Source organism: Pseudoalteromonas rhizosphaerae (assembly GCF_028885455.1).
GTDB lineage: Bacteria > Pseudomonadota > Gammaproteobacteria > Enterobacterales > Alteromonadaceae > Pseudoalteromonas > Pseudoalteromonas rhizosphaerae.
This window is the reverse complement of sequence record NZ_CP118496.1, coordinates 5,198,967-5,217,242: the sequence shown is the minus strand read 5'-3', so window position 1 is coordinate 5,217,242 and position 18,276 is coordinate 5,198,967. Positions and strand designations below refer to the sequence as shown.

17 protein-coding genes are annotated in these 18,276 nt (G+C 42.1%); 9 read left to right on the top strand and 8 right to left on the bottom strand.

Translation table 11 applies throughout. The annotated features are described in order from the left end of the window. Positions 1-47 precede the first annotated feature (47 nt). The gene (locus PVK79_RS22805; RefSeq protein WP_257324922.1) at positions 48-2,015 is read left to right on the top strand and encodes a methyl-accepting chemotaxis protein; all 1,968 of its coding nucleotides are present in this window, start codon (positions 48-50) and stop codon (positions 2,013-2,015) included. 45 nt (positions 2,016-2,060) lie between these two features. Here the strand turns inward: PVK79_RS22805 and PVK79_RS22800 are convergent, their stop codons facing one another. From PVK79_RS22800 to PVK79_RS22765, 8 genes are all read right to left on the bottom strand, one after another. Then, positions 2,061-2,345, bottom strand: a complete 285-nt coding sequence (locus PVK79_RS22800; RefSeq protein ID WP_149980487.1) for a hypothetical protein — start codon at positions 2,343-2,345, stop codon at positions 2,061-2,063. A gap of 131 nt (positions 2,346-2,476) precedes the next feature. Further along, positions 2,477-2,875 (bottom strand): VOC family protein, encoded by a 399-nt coding sequence (locus PVK79_RS22795; RefSeq protein WP_149980488.1) that lies wholly within the window; start codon positions 2,873-2,875, stop codon positions 2,477-2,479. A 237-nt stretch (positions 2,876-3,112) separates the two neighbouring features. Then, complete coding sequence (gene rnk, locus PVK79_RS22790; RefSeq protein ID WP_145238060.1) at positions 3,113-3,526, bottom strand: nucleoside diphosphate kinase regulator; 414 nt, start codon at positions 3,524-3,526, stop codon at positions 3,113-3,115. Positions 3,527-3,825: 299 nt separating this feature from the next. After that, positions 3,826-4,098 carry a hypothetical protein gene (locus PVK79_RS22785; protein WP_257324917.1) on the bottom strand — a complete coding sequence of 91 codons (273 nt, stop codon included), beginning with the start codon at positions 4,096-4,098 and terminating at the stop codon, positions 3,826-3,828. A gap of 50 nt (positions 4,099-4,148) precedes the next feature. Then, entirely contained in the window at positions 4,149-5,831 is a 1,683-nt protein-coding gene (gene ltrA, locus PVK79_RS22780) for a group II intron reverse transcriptase/maturase (RefSeq protein WP_257324915.1), read from the bottom strand. A gap of 1,083 nt (positions 5,832-6,914) precedes the next feature. Beyond that, positions 6,915-8,561: a chaperonin GroEL gene (groL, locus tag PVK79_RS22775; protein ID WP_145238063.1), complete on the bottom strand. Its 1,647-nt coding sequence runs from the start codon at positions 8,559-8,561 to the stop codon at positions 6,915-6,917. 47 nt (positions 8,562-8,608) lie between these two features. Continuing rightward, complete coding sequence (locus PVK79_RS22770) at positions 8,609-8,896, bottom strand: co-chaperone GroES (RefSeq protein ID WP_054204533.1); 288 nt, start codon at positions 8,894-8,896, stop codon at positions 8,609-8,611. A gap of 153 nt (positions 8,897-9,049) precedes the next feature. Next, a complete protein-coding gene (locus PVK79_RS22765; RefSeq protein WP_182735547.1) occupies positions 9,050-9,526 on the bottom strand; it encodes an FxsA family protein in 477 nt (158 codons plus the stop codon). Between the two features lie 211 nt (positions 9,527-9,737). Between PVK79_RS22765 and cutA the strand changes: the two genes are divergently transcribed. The 8 genes from cutA (at position 9,738) to mutL (ending at position 18,268) form a co-directional block, all read left to right on the top strand. After that, positions 9,738-10,058, top strand: coding sequence for a divalent-cation tolerance protein CutA (gene cutA / locus PVK79_RS22760; RefSeq protein WP_182732161.1), 321 nt, complete (start codon positions 9,738-9,740; stop codon positions 10,056-10,058). Beyond that, complete coding sequence (locus tag PVK79_RS22755) at positions 10,058-11,887, top strand: protein-disulfide reductase DsbD (RefSeq protein ID WP_257324911.1); 1,830 nt, start codon at positions 10,058-10,060, stop codon at positions 11,885-11,887. The genes cutA and PVK79_RS22755 overlap by 1 nt, the downstream gene beginning before the upstream one ends. 227 nt (positions 11,888-12,114) lie before the next feature. Continuing rightward, the gene (aroQ, locus tag PVK79_RS22750; RefSeq protein ID WP_145238079.1) at positions 12,115-12,567 is read left to right on the top strand and encodes a type II 3-dehydroquinate dehydratase; all 453 of its coding nucleotides are present in this window, start codon (positions 12,115-12,117) and stop codon (positions 12,565-12,567) included. Positions 12,568-12,600: 33 nt separating this feature from the next. Next, the gene (gene accB, locus PVK79_RS22745) at positions 12,601-13,062 is read left to right on the top strand and encodes an acetyl-CoA carboxylase biotin carboxyl carrier protein (protein WP_182735549.1); all 462 of its coding nucleotides are present in this window, start codon (positions 12,601-12,603) and stop codon (positions 13,060-13,062) included. Between the two features lie 26 nt (positions 13,063-13,088). After that, positions 13,089-14,429, top strand: coding sequence for an acetyl-CoA carboxylase biotin carboxylase subunit (accC, locus tag PVK79_RS22740; RefSeq protein WP_145238085.1), 1,341 nt, complete (start codon positions 13,089-13,091; stop codon positions 14,427-14,429). Positions 14,430-14,557: 128 nt separating this feature from the next. After that, positions 14,558-15,031: a tRNA (adenosine(37)-N6)-threonylcarbamoyltransferase complex ATPase subunit type 1 TsaE gene (gene tsaE / locus PVK79_RS22735; RefSeq protein WP_145238089.1), complete on the top strand. Its 474-nt coding sequence runs from the start codon at positions 14,558-14,560 to the stop codon at positions 15,029-15,031. A gap of 29 nt (positions 15,032-15,060) precedes the next feature. Continuing rightward, complete coding sequence (locus PVK79_RS22730; protein ID WP_257324910.1) at positions 15,061-16,404, top strand: N-acetylmuramoyl-L-alanine amidase; 1,344 nt, start codon at positions 15,061-15,063, stop codon at positions 16,402-16,404. A gap of 16 nt (positions 16,405-16,420) precedes the next feature. Further along, positions 16,421-18,268, top strand: coding sequence for a DNA mismatch repair endonuclease MutL (gene mutL / locus PVK79_RS22725; RefSeq protein WP_257324904.1), 1,848 nt, complete (start codon positions 16,421-16,423; stop codon positions 18,266-18,268). Positions 18,269-18,276: the final 8 nt, after the last annotated feature.

Genomic DNA, 18,276 nt, shown 5'->3' with positions numbered 1-18,276 from the left:
ATACTCTAATTTGCGCGGCTATTATTTACTACTGAGGTAAAAAGAAGATGTTGATACAAAAAAAAATGTACCTAGGGAGTTTTCTGCTGCTGTTGTTTGCTTTAATTATTCTGTCAGGAATAATGCAGCTAGTTGTTACGCCAATCATTAAAAATGACGCTATATCCAGCGCAAAATTACAAGCAAAGGTGATCGGCGAATCGTTAGCAAAAGATTTAGCTAAAAGTGCCACCTTAACGCAAAGCTTAGCCGTGGTAGCCGAGACTTTGCCATTGCAGCAGGCGGCCTTTATTGAAAATATTGCTCCTTTGATTGCAAGTGGCAAAGGTATTGCGGGTGGTGGTATTTGGCCTGAGCCGAATAAAATGCTGCCTTCAGCAGCAAAGGCATCTCTTTTCTGGGCGAAAACAGGTAATGGCCAATATAAACTTTTAGATGATTATAACCAGCCCGACAGCAGCGCGTATCAACAAGAAACCTGGTATAAAAATGCCATTAACGCTAATCGGGGTGAGTGCGTTTGGTCCGAAGCTTATGTAGACACGGTATCGAATGTACCGATGGTTACCTGTTCCGTGAAAATAATCCGTGATAACCAATTTTGGGGGGTTGCCACCTTAGACGTTGAACTGGCATCTATCGAAAGCTCATTGATCGCAGAGAACAATGCTACGGGCACCTATAACTTTATTTTAGATAGTGCCGAGCAATTAGTATCGATTCCATCGATACGCAATACTAACTTAGCAATGATGAGCCTTACTCAGGTTGCCAGTAAAGACAGTAGCTTAAAGCCGTTGGTCAGCGCCTTGCAAAACAGCAATACAACTGTTGCTGAATTTGCCAGTGGTGTGGTTAATAATGACGAATCTATTTTAGTAACTTACTCATTGGCAGAGCAAAATTGGCGCTCAGGGGTTATTATTCCTGCCGCAATTGCCAAGAAAACCGTTAACACCCTCACTTATTATTTATACAGTTCATTTATCGCCCTTATTCTCGCTTTTGTATCAGTATTACTGGTTTTTGGTAATCGACTGGTGCAGCAAATTAACACCACCACAGAGCAAGTTAGAATGTTGGTGCAAGGTCGCACGAATTCAAAACTGGCCGTGCGTGGAAGTGATGAAATGAGCCACTTATGCGAAGCGATTAATGATTATGGCGATCATCTGATGAAGATTTTAGAACAGATCCAAGCAGAAGCCGCTGCGGTTAAAAACAACGCTGAAGCGATGGATAACTTAAGTAATAACAGCCAAATTCGTACGCAAGAGTTAATGGAAGAAAACAACATGTTGGCTGAGGCAATTCATGAAATGTCGATAGCAGCCTCATCAGCCTCACAAGATGTTTTGAGCGTTGCAGATATTACTACGCAATCCGCTGATTTAGTGAATTCTGGTTTTGATGTTATTGAGAAGAATGCCGAATCAATCCAGTTATTATTTGATAAATTAACGGAATCATCAGATGCCATTTCACGGATTGCACAAGACTCAAAACAAGTGGGCTCGGTGCTTGATGTGATCATGAATATTTCAGAACAAACTAATCTACTTGCGCTTAATGCCGCCATTGAAGCTGCTCGAGCAGGTGAATCAGGGCGTGGTTTCGCGGTAGTGGCTGATGAAGTTAGAACTTTGGCACATCGTACTCAGCAATCGGCTGGCGAGATTGAAACCATGATCAGCCAATTGCAAGAAGCCGCTAGTCGAGGGGTTAACGTTATTGGAGAATGCCGTGAATACTCTGAAGTAGTGAACGAGCGCTCAGCAACAACACGTGCACAGTATGAAAGTATTGTTACCGCGTTTAATGATATTAAAGAGCGTTCATCAAGCATTGCCGTAGCGACTGAAGAGCAATCACAGGTAACCGAAAATGTGAAAAACTTGGCAGAGCGAATTCGTGAGATCTCTGTGCAAAATGCCAGTGATGCTGAAGAATTTCGTAGCGTCAGCAAAGATTCAAATAGCCAAGCACAGCGTTTATATCAAATTAGTCAGCAATAATGTGATTCATTGATAGTGTTTTTCAAGCATCGTGAGCTGAGAATGTCAGCGCGATGCTTCACCTTCGTCCTCTTCTGGTGGATCGCCGGAGTCTTCTTTGCGTTTACGCTGCTCTTGTTTGGCTTTTTGTACATTCTCAAATTGCGGGGGTGGAATAGGGAATAACGAAATAAGCGGAAAGAACGACAAAAATAAAAAAGCCCCTCGTGACATGGTTTTACCCCACACAACTATTTTTACCATTGACCACAATATCACCAGTAACAATAACGTCACTACACCAAGGTGAACTAATAATGTTTCAATGCTAACTTTGTTTAATAAATCCATTTGTTTTTAATATGGTTACTAATAGTTAGTTAATGAGGGTTAATTGAACAATATCAAGTCAACCAGAGGTTCCATATAAAGCGCCAGTAGGTTGTGATTTATCGCGATTAGTGACCTCTCACAGACTGCTTTTAATTTAATTGTAGTAAGTCCCATTTATTACCATACAAATCTTCAAATACCACAACGGTGCCGTATTCTTCTACGCGGGGCTGTTCATTAAAGTTAACGCCATTTTTTTGCATTAATTCATAATCTCGCCAAAAGTCATTGGTATGTAAAAATAAAAACACTCGGCCCCCAGTTTGGTTGCCCACAGCCTCTAACTGCTGTTGAGTACTTGCTTGTGCGAGTAATAAATTAGTGCCATTAGAGTTAGGTGGTGATACTAATACCCAGCGTTTGCCATTACCCTGATCAGTATCTTCGATTAAATCAAACCCCAGTTTTTGAGTGTAAAATGCAATCGCATCATCATAATTCCCTACAACTAATGCCATGCTACCTATATGCTGTTTTATGTTTGTCATTGTCCTACCTTGAAATAATGCAGTGCTTAAAGATGCTTTTTAGCATATAAGAAAATATAACCCGAGGACAAAAGGCTGGTACGTTAAGTGCGGTGCTAGATTTATCAGTAGGTCTGACTTCAGTCAGAAAGCTTTTCCCGATAAATCTGGACTTACGTGTGGCTGGCGCTAGGTTTTAAACTTATTATCTTTAAAAACAAAACCCAGCTTTCACTGGGTTTTTAATAACACTAAATATTATCGATGTAACTCACCGGCTCGTTCTGGCTGATAAGTGATTGCTTTTATTTTTACTTTTATGAGACCGCCACTTGGTTTTGGCCATTCAATTTCATCACCTTGCGATAGACCAAGTAAGGCGCTACCAACAGGGGCTAAAATTGATATTTTATCAGCACTTGCATCAGCATTTTTTGGATACACTAAGGTCTTAGTGAATTCTTCTTGGGTCGATTCAACGATAAAGTTTACCGTTGAGTTCATAGTAACCACTGTCGAAGGCACATCTTTTGGCTCAACGATTGTTGCGCGGCCAAGTTCAGCTTCAAGTTCTTTTTCGCCAGCAAAGCTTCCTGCTGGTAATGATTCCATTAAATCATACAATCTATCAGCATCGAGTGACGAGATGATCAGTTCAGGCTTTTTATTCATCTTAATATCCTTAATTATGGCTTATAAATAAAATTAACTCTGAGTATGGTTTTGGCATACAGTTAAAAAGCACTGCAATACGCTGGAGTCATTTTATTTGCTACTTTATCGTTGCTCTTAAAGCTAAAAACCCAGCCGAAGCTGGGTTTTTATTTTAGCTAGATGGTTAGGAGATGAATGTCGGGTAGCAGCAGTACATTACTGTACTGCCGCCCCCTAAGAACCGTACGTGCGAGTTTCCCCGCATACGGCTCAAGCCCTTATAAGTCAGTACCTAAGTACAGACCAGCGACTTTGAACTAAAGGTTTCGCTCTGAGCAGAGTTCGCATTTATCATTTCCAGAATGTTCATGGTAAACGCTTTCTAAAGCTTCCTTTAACTCCTTAAACAAGCTAAAGCTAGATTTAAGGCGACTATTATTTTCAAAGCCGTCTTGGATCTTTTCGATTACAGATTCAAGGTCAGTGGCGCGAGGATCATAATATTCACCATGATATTCACACGACTCCAACAACTCTTCATCAATAGCCACTTGTAATGCTAAAGCTTCTTTCCCTTCTTCACCTTCCATGTATCTCTTTATTATACTCATCTATATCTCCTATTTGATGGTAAATTAGACTATATGTCAGTACTTTTGTTATGGCAATTGATTATATGCAATTGCCTATGACAATTAGGGTGCAACAACACTAAATTGCTCATTTCATCAGTTCCGCCTTTTACCCTTTCCACGATATGATGAATATTCCATCCCGTTTCTTTGGTAATTTTATGACGGCAAATTACACAGCATTGCTGCTGTCTGAGCCAAAGCGATAAGACTTTACGTTTGCCTTGCATTGATTCACGCCAAGCTCGCTCTAAGCGCTGCTCGAAATATTCCTCAAATGCTAAGTCAAACGGGTTAGCTTCCGCTTTTAATTTAGTATGTCGCTTTATTACTGTGTCATTGGTGTATATCAATTTATAGTTGAAGCCATCAATTGATATTCCAGAAAATGTCCAGTTACGTTTTCTTACTGATTTAAAGTACTTAGACTTAATCCAGCGCTTTCGTCTGTTAGCATGGCGTCTTCGACACCATTGCCACAACATTTTCCAAACCCGATAATCCACATAATTAAAGGTTTCTTTAGCAACTACATGCCTGTGATAATTTGCCCACCCCCGTAAAACAGGATTAAGTAAAGATATCAACGTGCTGGCAGTTACTGTTTTATTACCCGTCACTATGCTTTTTACTTTCTGTAGTAGATTACGCAAGTTCTTTCGGCTTGGCTTAATTAAAAGCTTACCTTCATATTTACGTAAATTCTGCCCTAAAAAGTCGAACCCTTCATCAATATGGGTAATCACCGTTTTTTCAGGTGATAGCGTTAACCCTCGTTCAGCCATAAAGGCTTCTACTAAGGGTTTAACTTCATTTTCAAGTAACTCTTTCGAGATACCTGTAATGATAAAGTCGTCCGCATACCGCACATAGTTAACTTTAGTCTTGTAGCTAGCTTTAGTGTTTTTCTTCCCAAAATGGGAGTGAAGCACCGCTTCTAAACCATCAAGTGCCAAATTAGCTAATACAGGAGAAATAATTCCCCCTTGCGGTGTCCCAGCATCTGTTGGATTCAATTTACCGGATTCCATATACCCAGCTTTAAGCCATTTTTTGAGTACTTGTTTATCCAATGGTACATTGGCAAGTAACCAATCATGACTAATGTTATCGAAACACCCTTTAATATCTCCCTCTAGTACCCAATGTGCAGAGTTCTTGCGACTGAGATTAACAAAGCATTGTTCAATCGCATCTGCCGTTGAGCGCATAGGGCGAAAGCCGTAACTATTTCTATCTGCGATCGTTTCCGATACAGGTTCTAAAGCTAAAAGGTATAACGCCTGCATTGCTCTATCAACCATAGTCGGTATTCCCAGCGGTCGGCGTTTGCCATTTGCTTTGGGAATATAAACTCGCCTTAACGGTTTGGGCTTATAGCCTTTACGCGTTAATCGAAACAGCGCTTGCCATTTACTTTCAGGTGTATTCCATAACTCCCCATCGACACCAGCAGTCCGTTTGCCTCGATTTTCAGTTACCCGTTTAACTGCCAAGGTTTTGGCTGCAAACGAGCGCACCAACATGCGTTGTAAAATTTTAACTTTACGCCACTGTTGTTGCTTCGTCGCCTTCGCGATCCGTACTTGTAGCCCTCTCACCTTACGCTCGTTATTATACCAATTAATGGTATGCCAACTATGTGCTTGGTGGGAGAACGCAGGTACATGGAACATACATTCCGCACTCATCTTGCTTTTCTCCTTAACCGCAAAACGAAGAAAAGCGTGCCCCATGCGGGGTAGCTAATCCCCGCATGGGTTTATTTGTTGGATGGCTTTACATGCCTTCACACGATTAAAGACCAGCCTGAATTTTGCACCCTTTCGGGTTAGGGCAAAGTTTGAACCCCTATCCGAACCATTACAGTTCAGCATTCGCTTGGTCAGACATCCTTTACCCACTTACCCAACAGCACCTCTTACGAGTCGCCTGCCTGATAACTACTAGTAGCTAATAGGCGGATAATTGGGCTTACCGAGTTCCATTGTAGTTACACGAGTAACTTAGGTTCTGTCTATCTACCGGTAGTCGAATGACGACGTAATCCCAGATGTAAAAGGATTAACCGACTACGTACCTTTTGGTTAGAGCGCATCAACAATATTTCGCTCTTTGCGGGTGACGGTATTTAACAACAGTTCACTTATGTTAACCATATTACTCAGCCTAGCCCCCAGCCAGCTTATTGTTAGCTAACCATGCTCGTCCTCACGGACTAAAACACTGTTAACACAGGGGTACATTGTAAGGAAGCTTCGCACCATGCCGTTACCAGCATCGCACTATCCCTAGGCTACTATTAGTCGTATAACAGGTCTCACTGACCTAATACCAAGGTATTTGGTTGAGACAATAACTACAACAGCTTACGCCCGTAGGTCGTAGACTCCGTAGGTCTTGGACAAGTTTGAATAGTTAAAGGCAAAAGCCTATATTTATTCAGAAGAAGTGATATTACACATAATATTGGAGCACCCATTATTTAGATGCGTCTACGCGATGAACAACGTTCTCACTACGGAGGGGTTAGCATCCGTTTCCTCAATGTTTAATATACTTTTTGTGGCGCGATGACAAAATGCCTCGCTCTTTTCCAATTGTTTTAACAATTGCAACGACATACCAACTCAAAAGAGTGATATTCCGGCAATTAGCTAAAACCCCCAATTGCCGGAGTCGATTACTGATTTTGCAGGTGGTGGAAGTGAGTACCGAAGTACTCACTGACAAATAGTCCTGCTAGGCTAGCGACCTACGCGACTCTCGTCGCACTACATCATGCCGCCCATACCACCCATGCCGCCCATGCCTCCCATGTCAGCGCCGCCAGCTTCATCCTTTGGGATTTCAGCTACCATTGCTTCAGTGGTGATCATAAGGCCAGCAATCGAGCCTGCAAATTGTAGTGCAGAGCGCGTTACTTTTGTTGGATCTAGGATACCCATTTCAATCATGTCGTTGTATTCGCCAGTTGCTGCGTTGTAACCGAAGTTACCCGTGCCGCCTTTAACTGCGTTAATAACAACAGACGCTTCGTCACCTGCGTTGGTAACGATTTGACGAAGTGGTGCTTCCATAGCACGTAGTGCTACTTTGATACCGTGGCTTTGATCTTCGTTGTCACCAACTAAATCAACAAGTTTGCTTGCTGCACGTACTAGTGCAACACCACCACCAGGCACTACGCCTTCTTCAACCGCAGCGCGAGTTGCATGAAGTGCATCTTCAACGCGGTCTTTTTTCTCTTTCATTTCTATTTCAGTAGCAGCACCTACTTTGATTACCGCAACACCGCCGGCAAGTTTAGCCATGCGCTCTTGTAGTTTCTCTTTATCGTAGTCTGATGTTGCTTCTTCGATTTGTGCTTTGATTTGCGCAACGCGACCGTTGATGCCAGCTTCTTCGCCTGCACCATCGATGATAGTTGTATCATCTTTAGTGATAACTACGCGCTTTGCAGTACCTAAATCTTCAACTGTCGCTTTTTCAAGTTCAAGGCCGATTTCTTCAGAGATAACCGTACCGCCAGTTAATACTGCGATATCTTGTAGCATTGCTTTACGACGGTCGCCAAAACCAGGTGCTTTAACTGCTGATACTTTAACGATACCGCGCATGTTGTTAACAACTAGAGTAGCTAGTGCTTCGCCTTCAAGGTCTTCAGCAATGATAAGTAATGGTTTGCTTGCTTTAGCAACGGCTTCTAATGTAGGTAGCAACTCACGAATATTAGAGATTTTTTTATCTACAAGTAGAATAAATGGGTTATCTAATTCAACAGCGCCTTTTTCTGCGTTGTTGATGAAATACGGAGATAAGTAACCACGGTCAAACTGCATGCCTTCAACAACATCTAGTTCGTTTTCAAGTGATTGACCTTCTTCAACAGTGATTACACCTGAATTACGGCCTACTTTTTCCATTGCTTCTGCAATGATGTCGCCAATTTCTTTATCAGAGTTAGCTGAAATAGTACCCACTTGAGCGATTGCTTTTGCATCTGCACATGGTACTGAAAGTTCTTTTAGCTCAGCAACAGCTGCGATGATTGCTTTATCAATACCGCGCTTAAGGTCCATTGGGTTCATGCCCGCAGCAACCGCTTTTAAGCCTTCGTTTACAATTGACTGTGCTAATACTGTTGCAGTAGTTGTACCGTCACCGGCTGCATCGTTTGCTTTAGATGCAACTTCTTTAACCATTTGTGCGCCCATATTTTCAAACTTGTCTTCAAGTTCGATTTCTTTTGCCACTGATACACCATCTTTAGTGATCACTGGAGAGCCAAATGATTTGTCTAGGATTACGTTACGGCCTTTAGGACCTAAAGTTACACGAACTGCGTTTGCTAAGATGTTTACGCCAGCTAGCATTTTAGCGCGTGCGTCACCTGCAAAAAGTACTTCTTTTGCTGCCATGATTAATTTCCTTTGAATTCTGAATGTTTGTTAAACGAAAAGTAGCTTTAGCCTACAATGCCTAAAATATTGTCTTCACGCATGATCAGGTACTCTTGACCTTCGATCTTTTCAGCTTTTTCAACATATGAGCCGAATAACACAGTGTCACCGACTTTAACTTCTAATGCTCTCACATCACCGTTATCTAGAGTACGGCCATTACCCACTGCAACAACTTTACCGCGGGTTGATTTCTCAGCCGCAGAACCAGTTAATACAATACCGCCAGCAGATTTGGTTTCTTCTTCTAGGCGCTCAACGATCACGCGATCATGTAAAGGACGAATGTTCATTTTATTTAGTTCTCCTAACAGTTTCTGAACAGGACAGAAAAAAGCTTTATATGTACCAGTTTGCATTAAACCCTGTGGTTCAAGGCAATTGATTTAGTTGTACTCAGTAATGGGGGTATTGCTTCAAAACCCAAGTGATAAAAATTAAAATTTTTAATCTTTTCTCTCGTACTCACCATCAATAGTGGTCGGCTCGCTCATTTTGCGAGGTTCTGGCTCTGAATGGGTGTGCTGATTAAATGCTGTTGGACCTTGTTGCATGCCTGCACTCATACGCACCGTTGCTTGACTAGCAAGGCCTGCAGCTAGTTTATTGCGAATGGCCGGGGTCAATAATAAAAAACCGAATACGTCGGTCATAATGCCTGGAGTTAGCAATAATATGCCAGCAATAATCACACATAAACCGGTAAATAATTCTTTGGCTGGCATTTGCCCTTGCGCCATTTGTGTTTGCACATTTTGCAGTGCGCCCATACCTTGTGTTCTAACTAATTTTGCGCCGAATATTGCGGTTACAATAACCAGTGCAATAGTGGCGAATCCACCAATTACATCAGCTACTTGAATTAACAACGCAATTTCAATAATTGGCACGAGAATAAATAATAAAAACAAAAATCTAAACATAAGGCTCTCTAAATAGTGATCACTCAGTTGAGTTGATGAAATATAAATATGGGTTATCAGGTCTTTTTTCAAGGCTAGTGGTAAAGCAGTGTTGGCTAAATAGCCTGAACTCTGATTAAGCGATTTATTATCCGCAGTTTAGGTTAACTACACTTTGCCTTAGCTATCAGCTACTATGGCATTGGGCAGAGCAATCAATCAAAGGTTCAATATGACGACTCATTTTCGACTTATTTTTACCACTTGCGCAGATGTAAGTGAGGCACGCTCCATAGCTGAGCAATTAGTTAAGCTTAAATTAGCTGCGTGTGTGAACATTCTTCCAAATGTGGAATCTGTTTATATGTGGCAAGGAGAGGTTGCTTATGCAACCGAGTGTAAATTATTAATTAAAACAAAGTCAGAAAAAATGAATGAATTGATTCAAACTATCAAGCAATTACATAGTTATGAAATTCCTGAAATACAGGTTATTGATGTGGCCACTGGCAATTTAGCCTATTTTAATTGGATGGATGAGGTACTTAATTAATGCGTTGTTTTCTTTTATTGCTTTGTGCGCTGTCGTTAATGCCAGCACAGGCTGCAACTAATAATTTATTAAGTGATTTGCTGCAGCCCGCAGAGCAAACATTTTTACCTGTTGATCAGGCATTTTCATTTGATTTTGATCAGCAGGGCAGCACACTTTTTATTGGTTGGGATATTGCGCCGGGATATTACCTATATAAAAAGAAGCTAGAAATCATTGGTAAAGGTGCTGATATTGAAGTGCCCGATCTTGGTAAAGGCGTGATCATTGAAGATGAGTTTTTTGGCAAAACAGCAGTGTTTTTTGATTCACTGAGTGTGATCAGCAAGCTAAGTAATATAGCTGAAGATGGCGTAATTAAAGTACGTTATCAAGGCTGTGCTGAAGCAGGGCTATGTTACCCGCCAGAGATCATCACCATTCCATTGAGTATGATTGCCGGTGAAACCCCTGCAACTGATAATGCAACAGCAGGCAATGCATTAGCTGCGCTTAGCGCTGAATCAGCGGCTGCTACAGAAGATGTTGTAACGCAAGAAGATGACTTAGAAAAAGAATTAAACTTTACTGAAAAACTGGCCTCGCAAGGTTTGTTAGCGAACTTAGCGATTTTCTTTTTGGTCGGTATTGGCTTGGCATTTACGCCATGTGTATTTCCGATGTTTCCTATTTTGTCGAGCCTAATTGCAGGACAAAAAAATCTTTCCACTAAAAAAGCTTTTGCGCTTTCTTTTGTTTATGTGCAGGGTATGGCCGTTACGTATGCGGCGCTGGGCCTTGTGGTTGCATCACTTGGTGGTCAAGTGCAAGGTTATTTGCAGCACCCATATGTATTGATTAGTTTCAGTTTATTATTCGTTTTACTCGCTATGTCGATGTTTGGTTGGTACGAAATAAAGCTCCCTAGCGGCATGATGAATAAGCTCACACAAGTAAGTAATAATCAAAAAGGCGGCAACTACATTGGCGTGTTTTTAATGGGGGTTTTATCGGGCTTAATTGCGTCACCTTGTACCACTGCACCGTTATCAGCTGCACTATTGTTTGTTGCGCAAAGCGGCGATTATTTAGTTGGCGGCTTAACTTTGTATGTGCTGAGTTTAGGGATGGGTATTCCGCTGCTGTTATTAGGCACCTCCGGCGGTAAATTATTGCCAAAAGCAGGCGGCTGGATGGAACAAGTTAAAACCCTGTTTGGTTTTATCATGCTGGTAGTGCCATTGATCTTGCTTGAACGTATTGTCGATGCAGACATCATATTACTTATGGCGGGCTTATTAGCATTAGCAACGGCCTTGTATTTACATCATTGGCAGAGCGCTCAAACACAAGGTAAGTTAAAAACTGCATTGTGGTTTGTTGCAACGTTATTAGTTGTTAGCGGTGTGAGCTTAACTAAAAACTATATATGGCCCACAGCGCAAGTTGTTAGTGCCGCAAATGGCGAGCAACAAGAGCGCGGCTTTAAATTAGTTGCTGATTTAGCTGAGCTCAAACAAGCAATAAATGATGCAAACAGTGGTGGTCGTTTAGTGATGGTCGATTTATATGCAGATTGGTGTGTTGCGTGTAAAGAGTTCGAGAAATACACTTTTCCTGACGCTAAAGTACAAGGTGAGTTTGCAAACTTTGAGTTGTTAAAAATTGATTTGACCGAAAGTGATGATAAAACAATTGCTGTAATGGAAGAGTTTTCGGTATTTGGTTTACCCAGTATTTTGTTTTTTGATACACAAGGTGAAGAGCTTGCAGCACAGCGTGTGACGGGCTTTTTAAATGCCAAGGACTTTGCTGAGCATTTAGCTAAAGTGAGAAATAGCGCTAAATAAACGTTTTTCGCACCGCTATTTTAAACGCCACTTTATATGAGTGGCGTTTTTGTTTTTGTGGTGGCTACTAGTGATTAGACCAGTATTTTGCTGCTATTTACATCGAACTGGCTATAATAGGTGGTTAACGTGAGAAATACTTGCTATTTTAGTTTTTCCCCTCTACATTTTGCGGGAATTTCTAATCAAAATGGCTTAACTCATTATTTATAGGATTATCGCGTATTATGGCTGCAAAATTTAAACTTTTAGTTATAAATGGCCCTAACTTAAACATGCTGGGTAAGCGTGAACCAGAAAAATACGGTTTACAAACACTGAGTGAGATTATGAGCGAACTAACTGAGTTTGCGCATGGTCTAGATGTTGAGCTAACGCATTTTCAAAGTAATAGTGAGCAAGCTTTAATTGAGCACATACATAGTGCATGGCAGGTCATTGATTACATTATTATCAACCCAGCGGCATTTACGCATACAAGCGTGGCTTTACGTGATGCGTTACTGGCTGTTGATATCCCGTTTTTTGAAGTGCACTTAACTAATGTGCACACGCGGGAAGCGTTTCGTCATCATTCATATTTTTCTGATGTGGCGCAGGGCGTGATATGTGGATTAGGCGCAATGGGTTATCGCGCAGCACTTGAAGCTGCGGTCAATCGGTTGCAAAACTCGAATTAATTTTAAACTAACAAACTAACAGGCGGGTCGTTCATGGATATTCGCAAGATCAAAAAACTAATTGAACTAGTAGAAGAATCAGGTATTGCTGAATTAGAAATCACCGAAGGTGAAGAATCAGTACGTATCAATCGTAATAATATGAGTGCAGGTCCTGCTTACGCTCCGCATTATGCACCACAGTACGCACCAGCACCGGCTCCAGCCCCTGCAGCTGCACCTGTTGCAAGCGCAGAAGCGGCAGCACCTGCCGGTCCTACTGGCCATCAAGTATTATCGCCAATGGTTGGTTCTTTCTATACAGCAGCTTCTCCTGAAGCGCCTTCATATGTAGAAGTGGGTTCACAAGTTAAAGTAGGTGATACGCTTTGTATCATCGAAGCGATGAAAATGATGAACCAAATTGAGTCAGATAAAGCGGGCACCGTGAAAGCGATTTTAGTTGAAAATGGCGAGCCAGTAGAATTTGATCAACCTTTATTCATCATTGAATAATAGCGCAACCTAAAAGGCCAACTCTAATGTTAGATAAAGTAGTCATTGCAAACCGAGGTGAAATTGCACTTCGTATATTGCGCGCCTGCAAAGAGCTTGGGATCAAAACGGTTGCTGTGCATTCAACGGCGGATCGCGATCTTAAGCATGTATTGCTTGCAGATGAAACAATATGTATTGGTAGACCTTCTGCCACTGAAAGTTACTTAGACATTCCGCGCATTATTGCGGCAGCTGAAGTAACCGATGCAGTTGCTATCCACCCGGGTTATGGTTTCCTTGCAGAAAACGCTGATTTTGCTGATCAAGTTGAACAAAGTGGTTTTGTGTTTATTGGTCCGCGCGGCGACACGATTCGTCTAATGGGCGATAAAGTATCTGCAATCGAAGCAATGCGTAAAGCTGGCGTACCATGTGTACCAGGTTCAGATGGTCCGGTATCGGATGATAAAGACCGCAACATGCAAATCGCTAAACGTATCGGTTACCCAGTGATCATCAAAGCCGCTGGTGGCGGTGGTGGTCGTGGTATGCGGGTTGTTCGCAGTGAAGCTGAGTTAATTGACTCAATCGCTTTAACGCAACAAGAAGCAAAACAGTTCTTTGGTAATAGCATGGTTTACATGGAAAAATTCCTTGAAAACCCACGTCATATCGAAGTTCAAGTATTGGCTGACGGGCAAGGTAATGCTGTTCACTTAGGTGAACGTGATTGTTCTATGCAACGTCGTCATCAAAAAGTAGTCGAAGAAGCGCCAGCACCAGGTATTACTGCTGAAGTGCGTAAGTTTATCGGTGAGCGTTGTACGCGTGCATGTATCGAAATCGGTTATCGTGGTGCGGGTACATTTGAGTTCTTATACGAAAATGGTGAGTTCTATTTCATTGAAATGAACACTCGTATTCAGGTTGAGCATCCAGTGACAGAAATGGTTACCGGTGTTGATTTGATCAAAGAGCAGTTAAAAATTGCAGCGGGCCAACCACTATCATTCACGCAAGACGATGTCGTTATTCGTGGTCATGCAATTGAGTGTCGTATTAATGCTGAAGATCCTGAAACGTTTATCCCGTCACCGGGTAAAATTACGCGTTTCCACCCAGCAGGTGGTTTAGGTATTCGTTGGGACAGCCATATTTATGCTGACTACACAGTGCCACCACACTATGATTCAATGATCGGTAAATTAATTACTTACGGTGAAAACCGTAATGTAGCAATTGCCCGTGCACGTAACGCATTGAATGAGCTTGTGATTGACGGTATTAAAACTAATACGTCATTACATAAGCGCATCTTAGCGGATGAAAACTTCCAAAATGGTGGTACTAATATCCACTATCTTGAGAAAAAATTAGGTCTATAGTCCTAATTACAAAAAAAACCGGCAACTTTGCCGGTTTTTTTGTGTCTATAAGTGTCGATTCTCGCCTTAGCAAAATAATCTGGTATGATTAACAAGTTATCGTTTTTAATACTATCCATGAGGTTAGAATGACGCACTGTGTTGGTTTTCAACTCGCTGATGAAGCTGCAACGGTTAAAATGGGCAATCAACTTGCTATGCTAATGGAGCAAGGTGCAGTTATTTACTTACACGGTGATTTGGGAGCAGGTAAAACCACTTTAACACGTGGTGTGATCCAAGGCTTTGGTCATCAAGGTAAAGTTAAGAGTCCAACTTATACGCTGGTGGAGCCTTATGAGTTGGCAACGGCCAATGTTTATCATTTTGATTTATATCGTTTAGGCGACCCAGAAGAATTAGAATACATGGGTATTCGAGATTATTTTTCGCCAACAGCTATTTGTGTGGTGGAATGGCCTGAAAAAGGCGGCGAGTTTATCCCAACACCAGACTTAGATATTACTTTACGTTATGTCGGCGATGCACGAGCAATTGAGATCCAAAGCATTAGCCCGCGTGGTCATAGTATCGTGGATAAACTCAAAAACCATAGTGAATAACAACAAATAACAAGGGTGTGAAGATACCGATGAGTCGAGTTGTCATAAAGTGGATGGGTGCTTTTTTGCTGTTAGCAATCAGTGCTAATCTCTATGCACAAAATACTATCAATAGTGTACGGGTGTGGCCATCGCCAGATAGTACGCGGGTAGTATTCGACTTAACGGATAAGCCCGACTTCAGTTATTTTATGCTAAAAAATCCACTGCGCTTAGTGGTCGATTTAGAAAATACAGATAAAATAAAAGACCTACCAACTATTCCCAGTAAGCATCAAATCGTCAGTAAACTACGTTACTCGAAAGCGAAAAGCAGCCAGGGGGTACGATTTGTTTTTGAGCTTACAGGGGCCGTTAAACCGGTGATTTTTGCACTGGCGCCAACGGGACCTTATAAAAATCGTTTAGTGGTCGACTTATATGACAAAAATCAAGCAGAGCCAGTAGCTGCAACGAGTAATACTGCGGTTAAAAAGCGTGAGCTTAATCAACAACGCGATATTATTATTGCTATTGATGCAGGCCATGGCGGCGAAGACCCTGGGTCAATTGGCCCCTCTGGTACTTATGAAAAAGATATCACACTACAAATCGCCAAACGCTTAGAGCGGATGATTGATGGCGAGCGCGGGATGATTTCGCGAATGGTGCGAAGTGGAGATTACTTTGTCAAACTTAATACCCGCACTAGCCGTGCAAGGCAGAAAAAGGCTGACTTTTTAGTTTCAATTCATGCGGATGCATTTACTAGCCCGCAACCAAATGGCGCCTCTGTTTGGGTGTTATCACTTCGTCGTGCTAATTCAGAAATTGGTAAATGGATAGAAGATAAAGAAAAACATTCAGAGCTACTCGGTGGTGCTGCTGGAGTGATTAAAGACACGGCCAGTGAAAAGTACTTGGCGCAGGCGCTGTTGGATATGTCGATGGATCATTCGATGAAAACCGGTTTCAGCGTTGCTGAAGGCATGGTTCATGAGCTTAAAAAGGTCGCTAAGTTACATAAAAAAGAGCCGCAAGCGGCAAGCCTAGCGGTATTAAAGTCACCAGATATTCCATCTATTTTGGTCGAAACTGGGTTTATTTCAAACCCGCGAGAAGAAAAACTATTAAAAAGTGCTAATCACCAAGAGCGCTTAGCGAAAGCAATATTTACTTCTATCAAAAGTTATTATCTGAAAAATCCTCCGGATGATTCGCTGTTTGCGTCGTTAAAATCGCAATATCCCACTAAACATAAAGTTCGCCCTGGTGAGTCGTTAAGTTTGTTAGCTAGTCGCTATGGGGTATCAGTAGGTAAGCTTAAACAAGTCAATCAATTAAAATCTAATACCTTGTTTATTGGTCAAGAGTTAGACATTCCGCAAAGTTAAAATCGTTAGGATCAGTATGAGCATTGAAATATTACCCGCGCGATTAGCTAACCAAATTGCTGCGGGAGAAGTGGTTGAGAGACCCGCATCTGTGGTCAAAGAACTCGTTGAAAATAGCCTAGATGCAGGCGCAACACGTATTCAAATTGATATTGAGCGCGGCGGTCATAAGCTTATTCGCATTAGAGATAACGGCTCAGGCATTGATAAAGACGAGCTCACGTTGGCGCTTTCTCGTCATGCTACTAGTAAATTAAAGTCCCTTGATGATTTAGAAAATATTTGTTCTTTGGGCTTTCGCGGCGAAGCATTGGCGTCTATTAGTTCGGTATCGCGTTTGACGCTTAGCTCAAAAACCAAACAGCAAGAGGCGGCTTGGCAAGCATTTGCGCAGGGGCGAGATATGGCGGTGCAGATTAAACCTACTGCTCACCCTGACGGCACCACCATTGAAGTTAAAGACTTATTTTTTAATACGCCCGCTAGACGTAAATTTTTACGCACCGAAAAAACCGAGTTTACTCACATCGATGAGTTAATAAAGCGTATTGCCCTGAGCCGTTTTGATGTGTCAATTACCCTCACCCATAACGATAAAGTTGTGCGTCAATATCGTGCTAAAACCGACCCTGCACAGGCTATTGCTCGGGTCGCTCAGGTTGCAGGTAAAGCCTTTGCTGAGCAGGGGTTATATATTGAGTCAGGCGATACAGGCTTGCAGCTACATGGTTGGGTGCTACCGGTTGGATCGAGTAATACTACGCAATATACCTATGTAAATAATCGTATGATGCGCGATAAGCTTATTTCTCATGCCATTCGCCAAGCGTTCGAAGAAGTCGCAGGCCAAGAAGAGCTACCGGGCTTTGTTATTTATATCGACATTGATCCGCGTCAAGTGGATGTAAACGTGCATCCTGCGAAACACGAAGTGCGTTTTCATCAAGGTCGCTTAGTGCATGACTTTATTTTGCAGGCAATTAAACAAGTCGTGGTGCCGCTTCAAGATGATTTTGCTGGTGTTACTCAGCATGTTGATTCGCAACACAGCGATGCTAAAGCAGCGCATACAGTAACACCCGCTCACTCCAGCAATACAGCAGGCAGTTTGTTTGATTATCCTAAGTCGCACTTACAACCAGCGGAGCAAGCTCGCTACGGTGCTAATCCAGCACCTAGTGGTGGTGGATATGCAGGTTCAAGCGAGCGAAGCAAGCAAGCGAGCCGGACAAATCATCAAGATGTGAGTGCGTTTTATCAAGGGGTCAATGAGCAACACGCCAGCCATTTTGATCAACCTATTGGCGTTACTCAAGAAGTAGCACCATTGTTACAGACGCAAAGTGCGCAGCCGTTGCTGGTACAAAGTGATGGCGGTTGTGTATTTAGCCTGCAACAGCAATTATATTGCTCACACTTTAAATATTTATTAGTCAATGATTGGCTTGAGCTTATTGCTGAGCAAGGCAGCTTAGAAGGAAAAGCCTTACTATTGCCTGTGCGAGTTAATATCAGTAAAGAAGACAGCCAAAGCTTAACACAGCAACAATCATGGTTTACCTTGCTGGGCTTTGAGTTATTGATTGAAAAGCAATTTGTGATGGTTAAAAAGTTGCCACAGAGTTTGTATCTGCTTGATGTGAGCCAAGCCGTAGATGCGCTATTAAAAGCCACTCAGGCTGAGCTTAATAGTGTGGAGCAATGGCTAAACTGGCAGCTTAGCCAAGTGCCCGAACGCTTTTTTGCCAGCCAAGCGTTTGCCTTGGCGGTTACGCGAATGCAAAATAATCCGCAAACAATCCAGCGTTTATCTGCAAAAGCAGTTAAAATAGATTTAAGTTATTTTTTAGCACAGTTAGATTAAGGTTATCG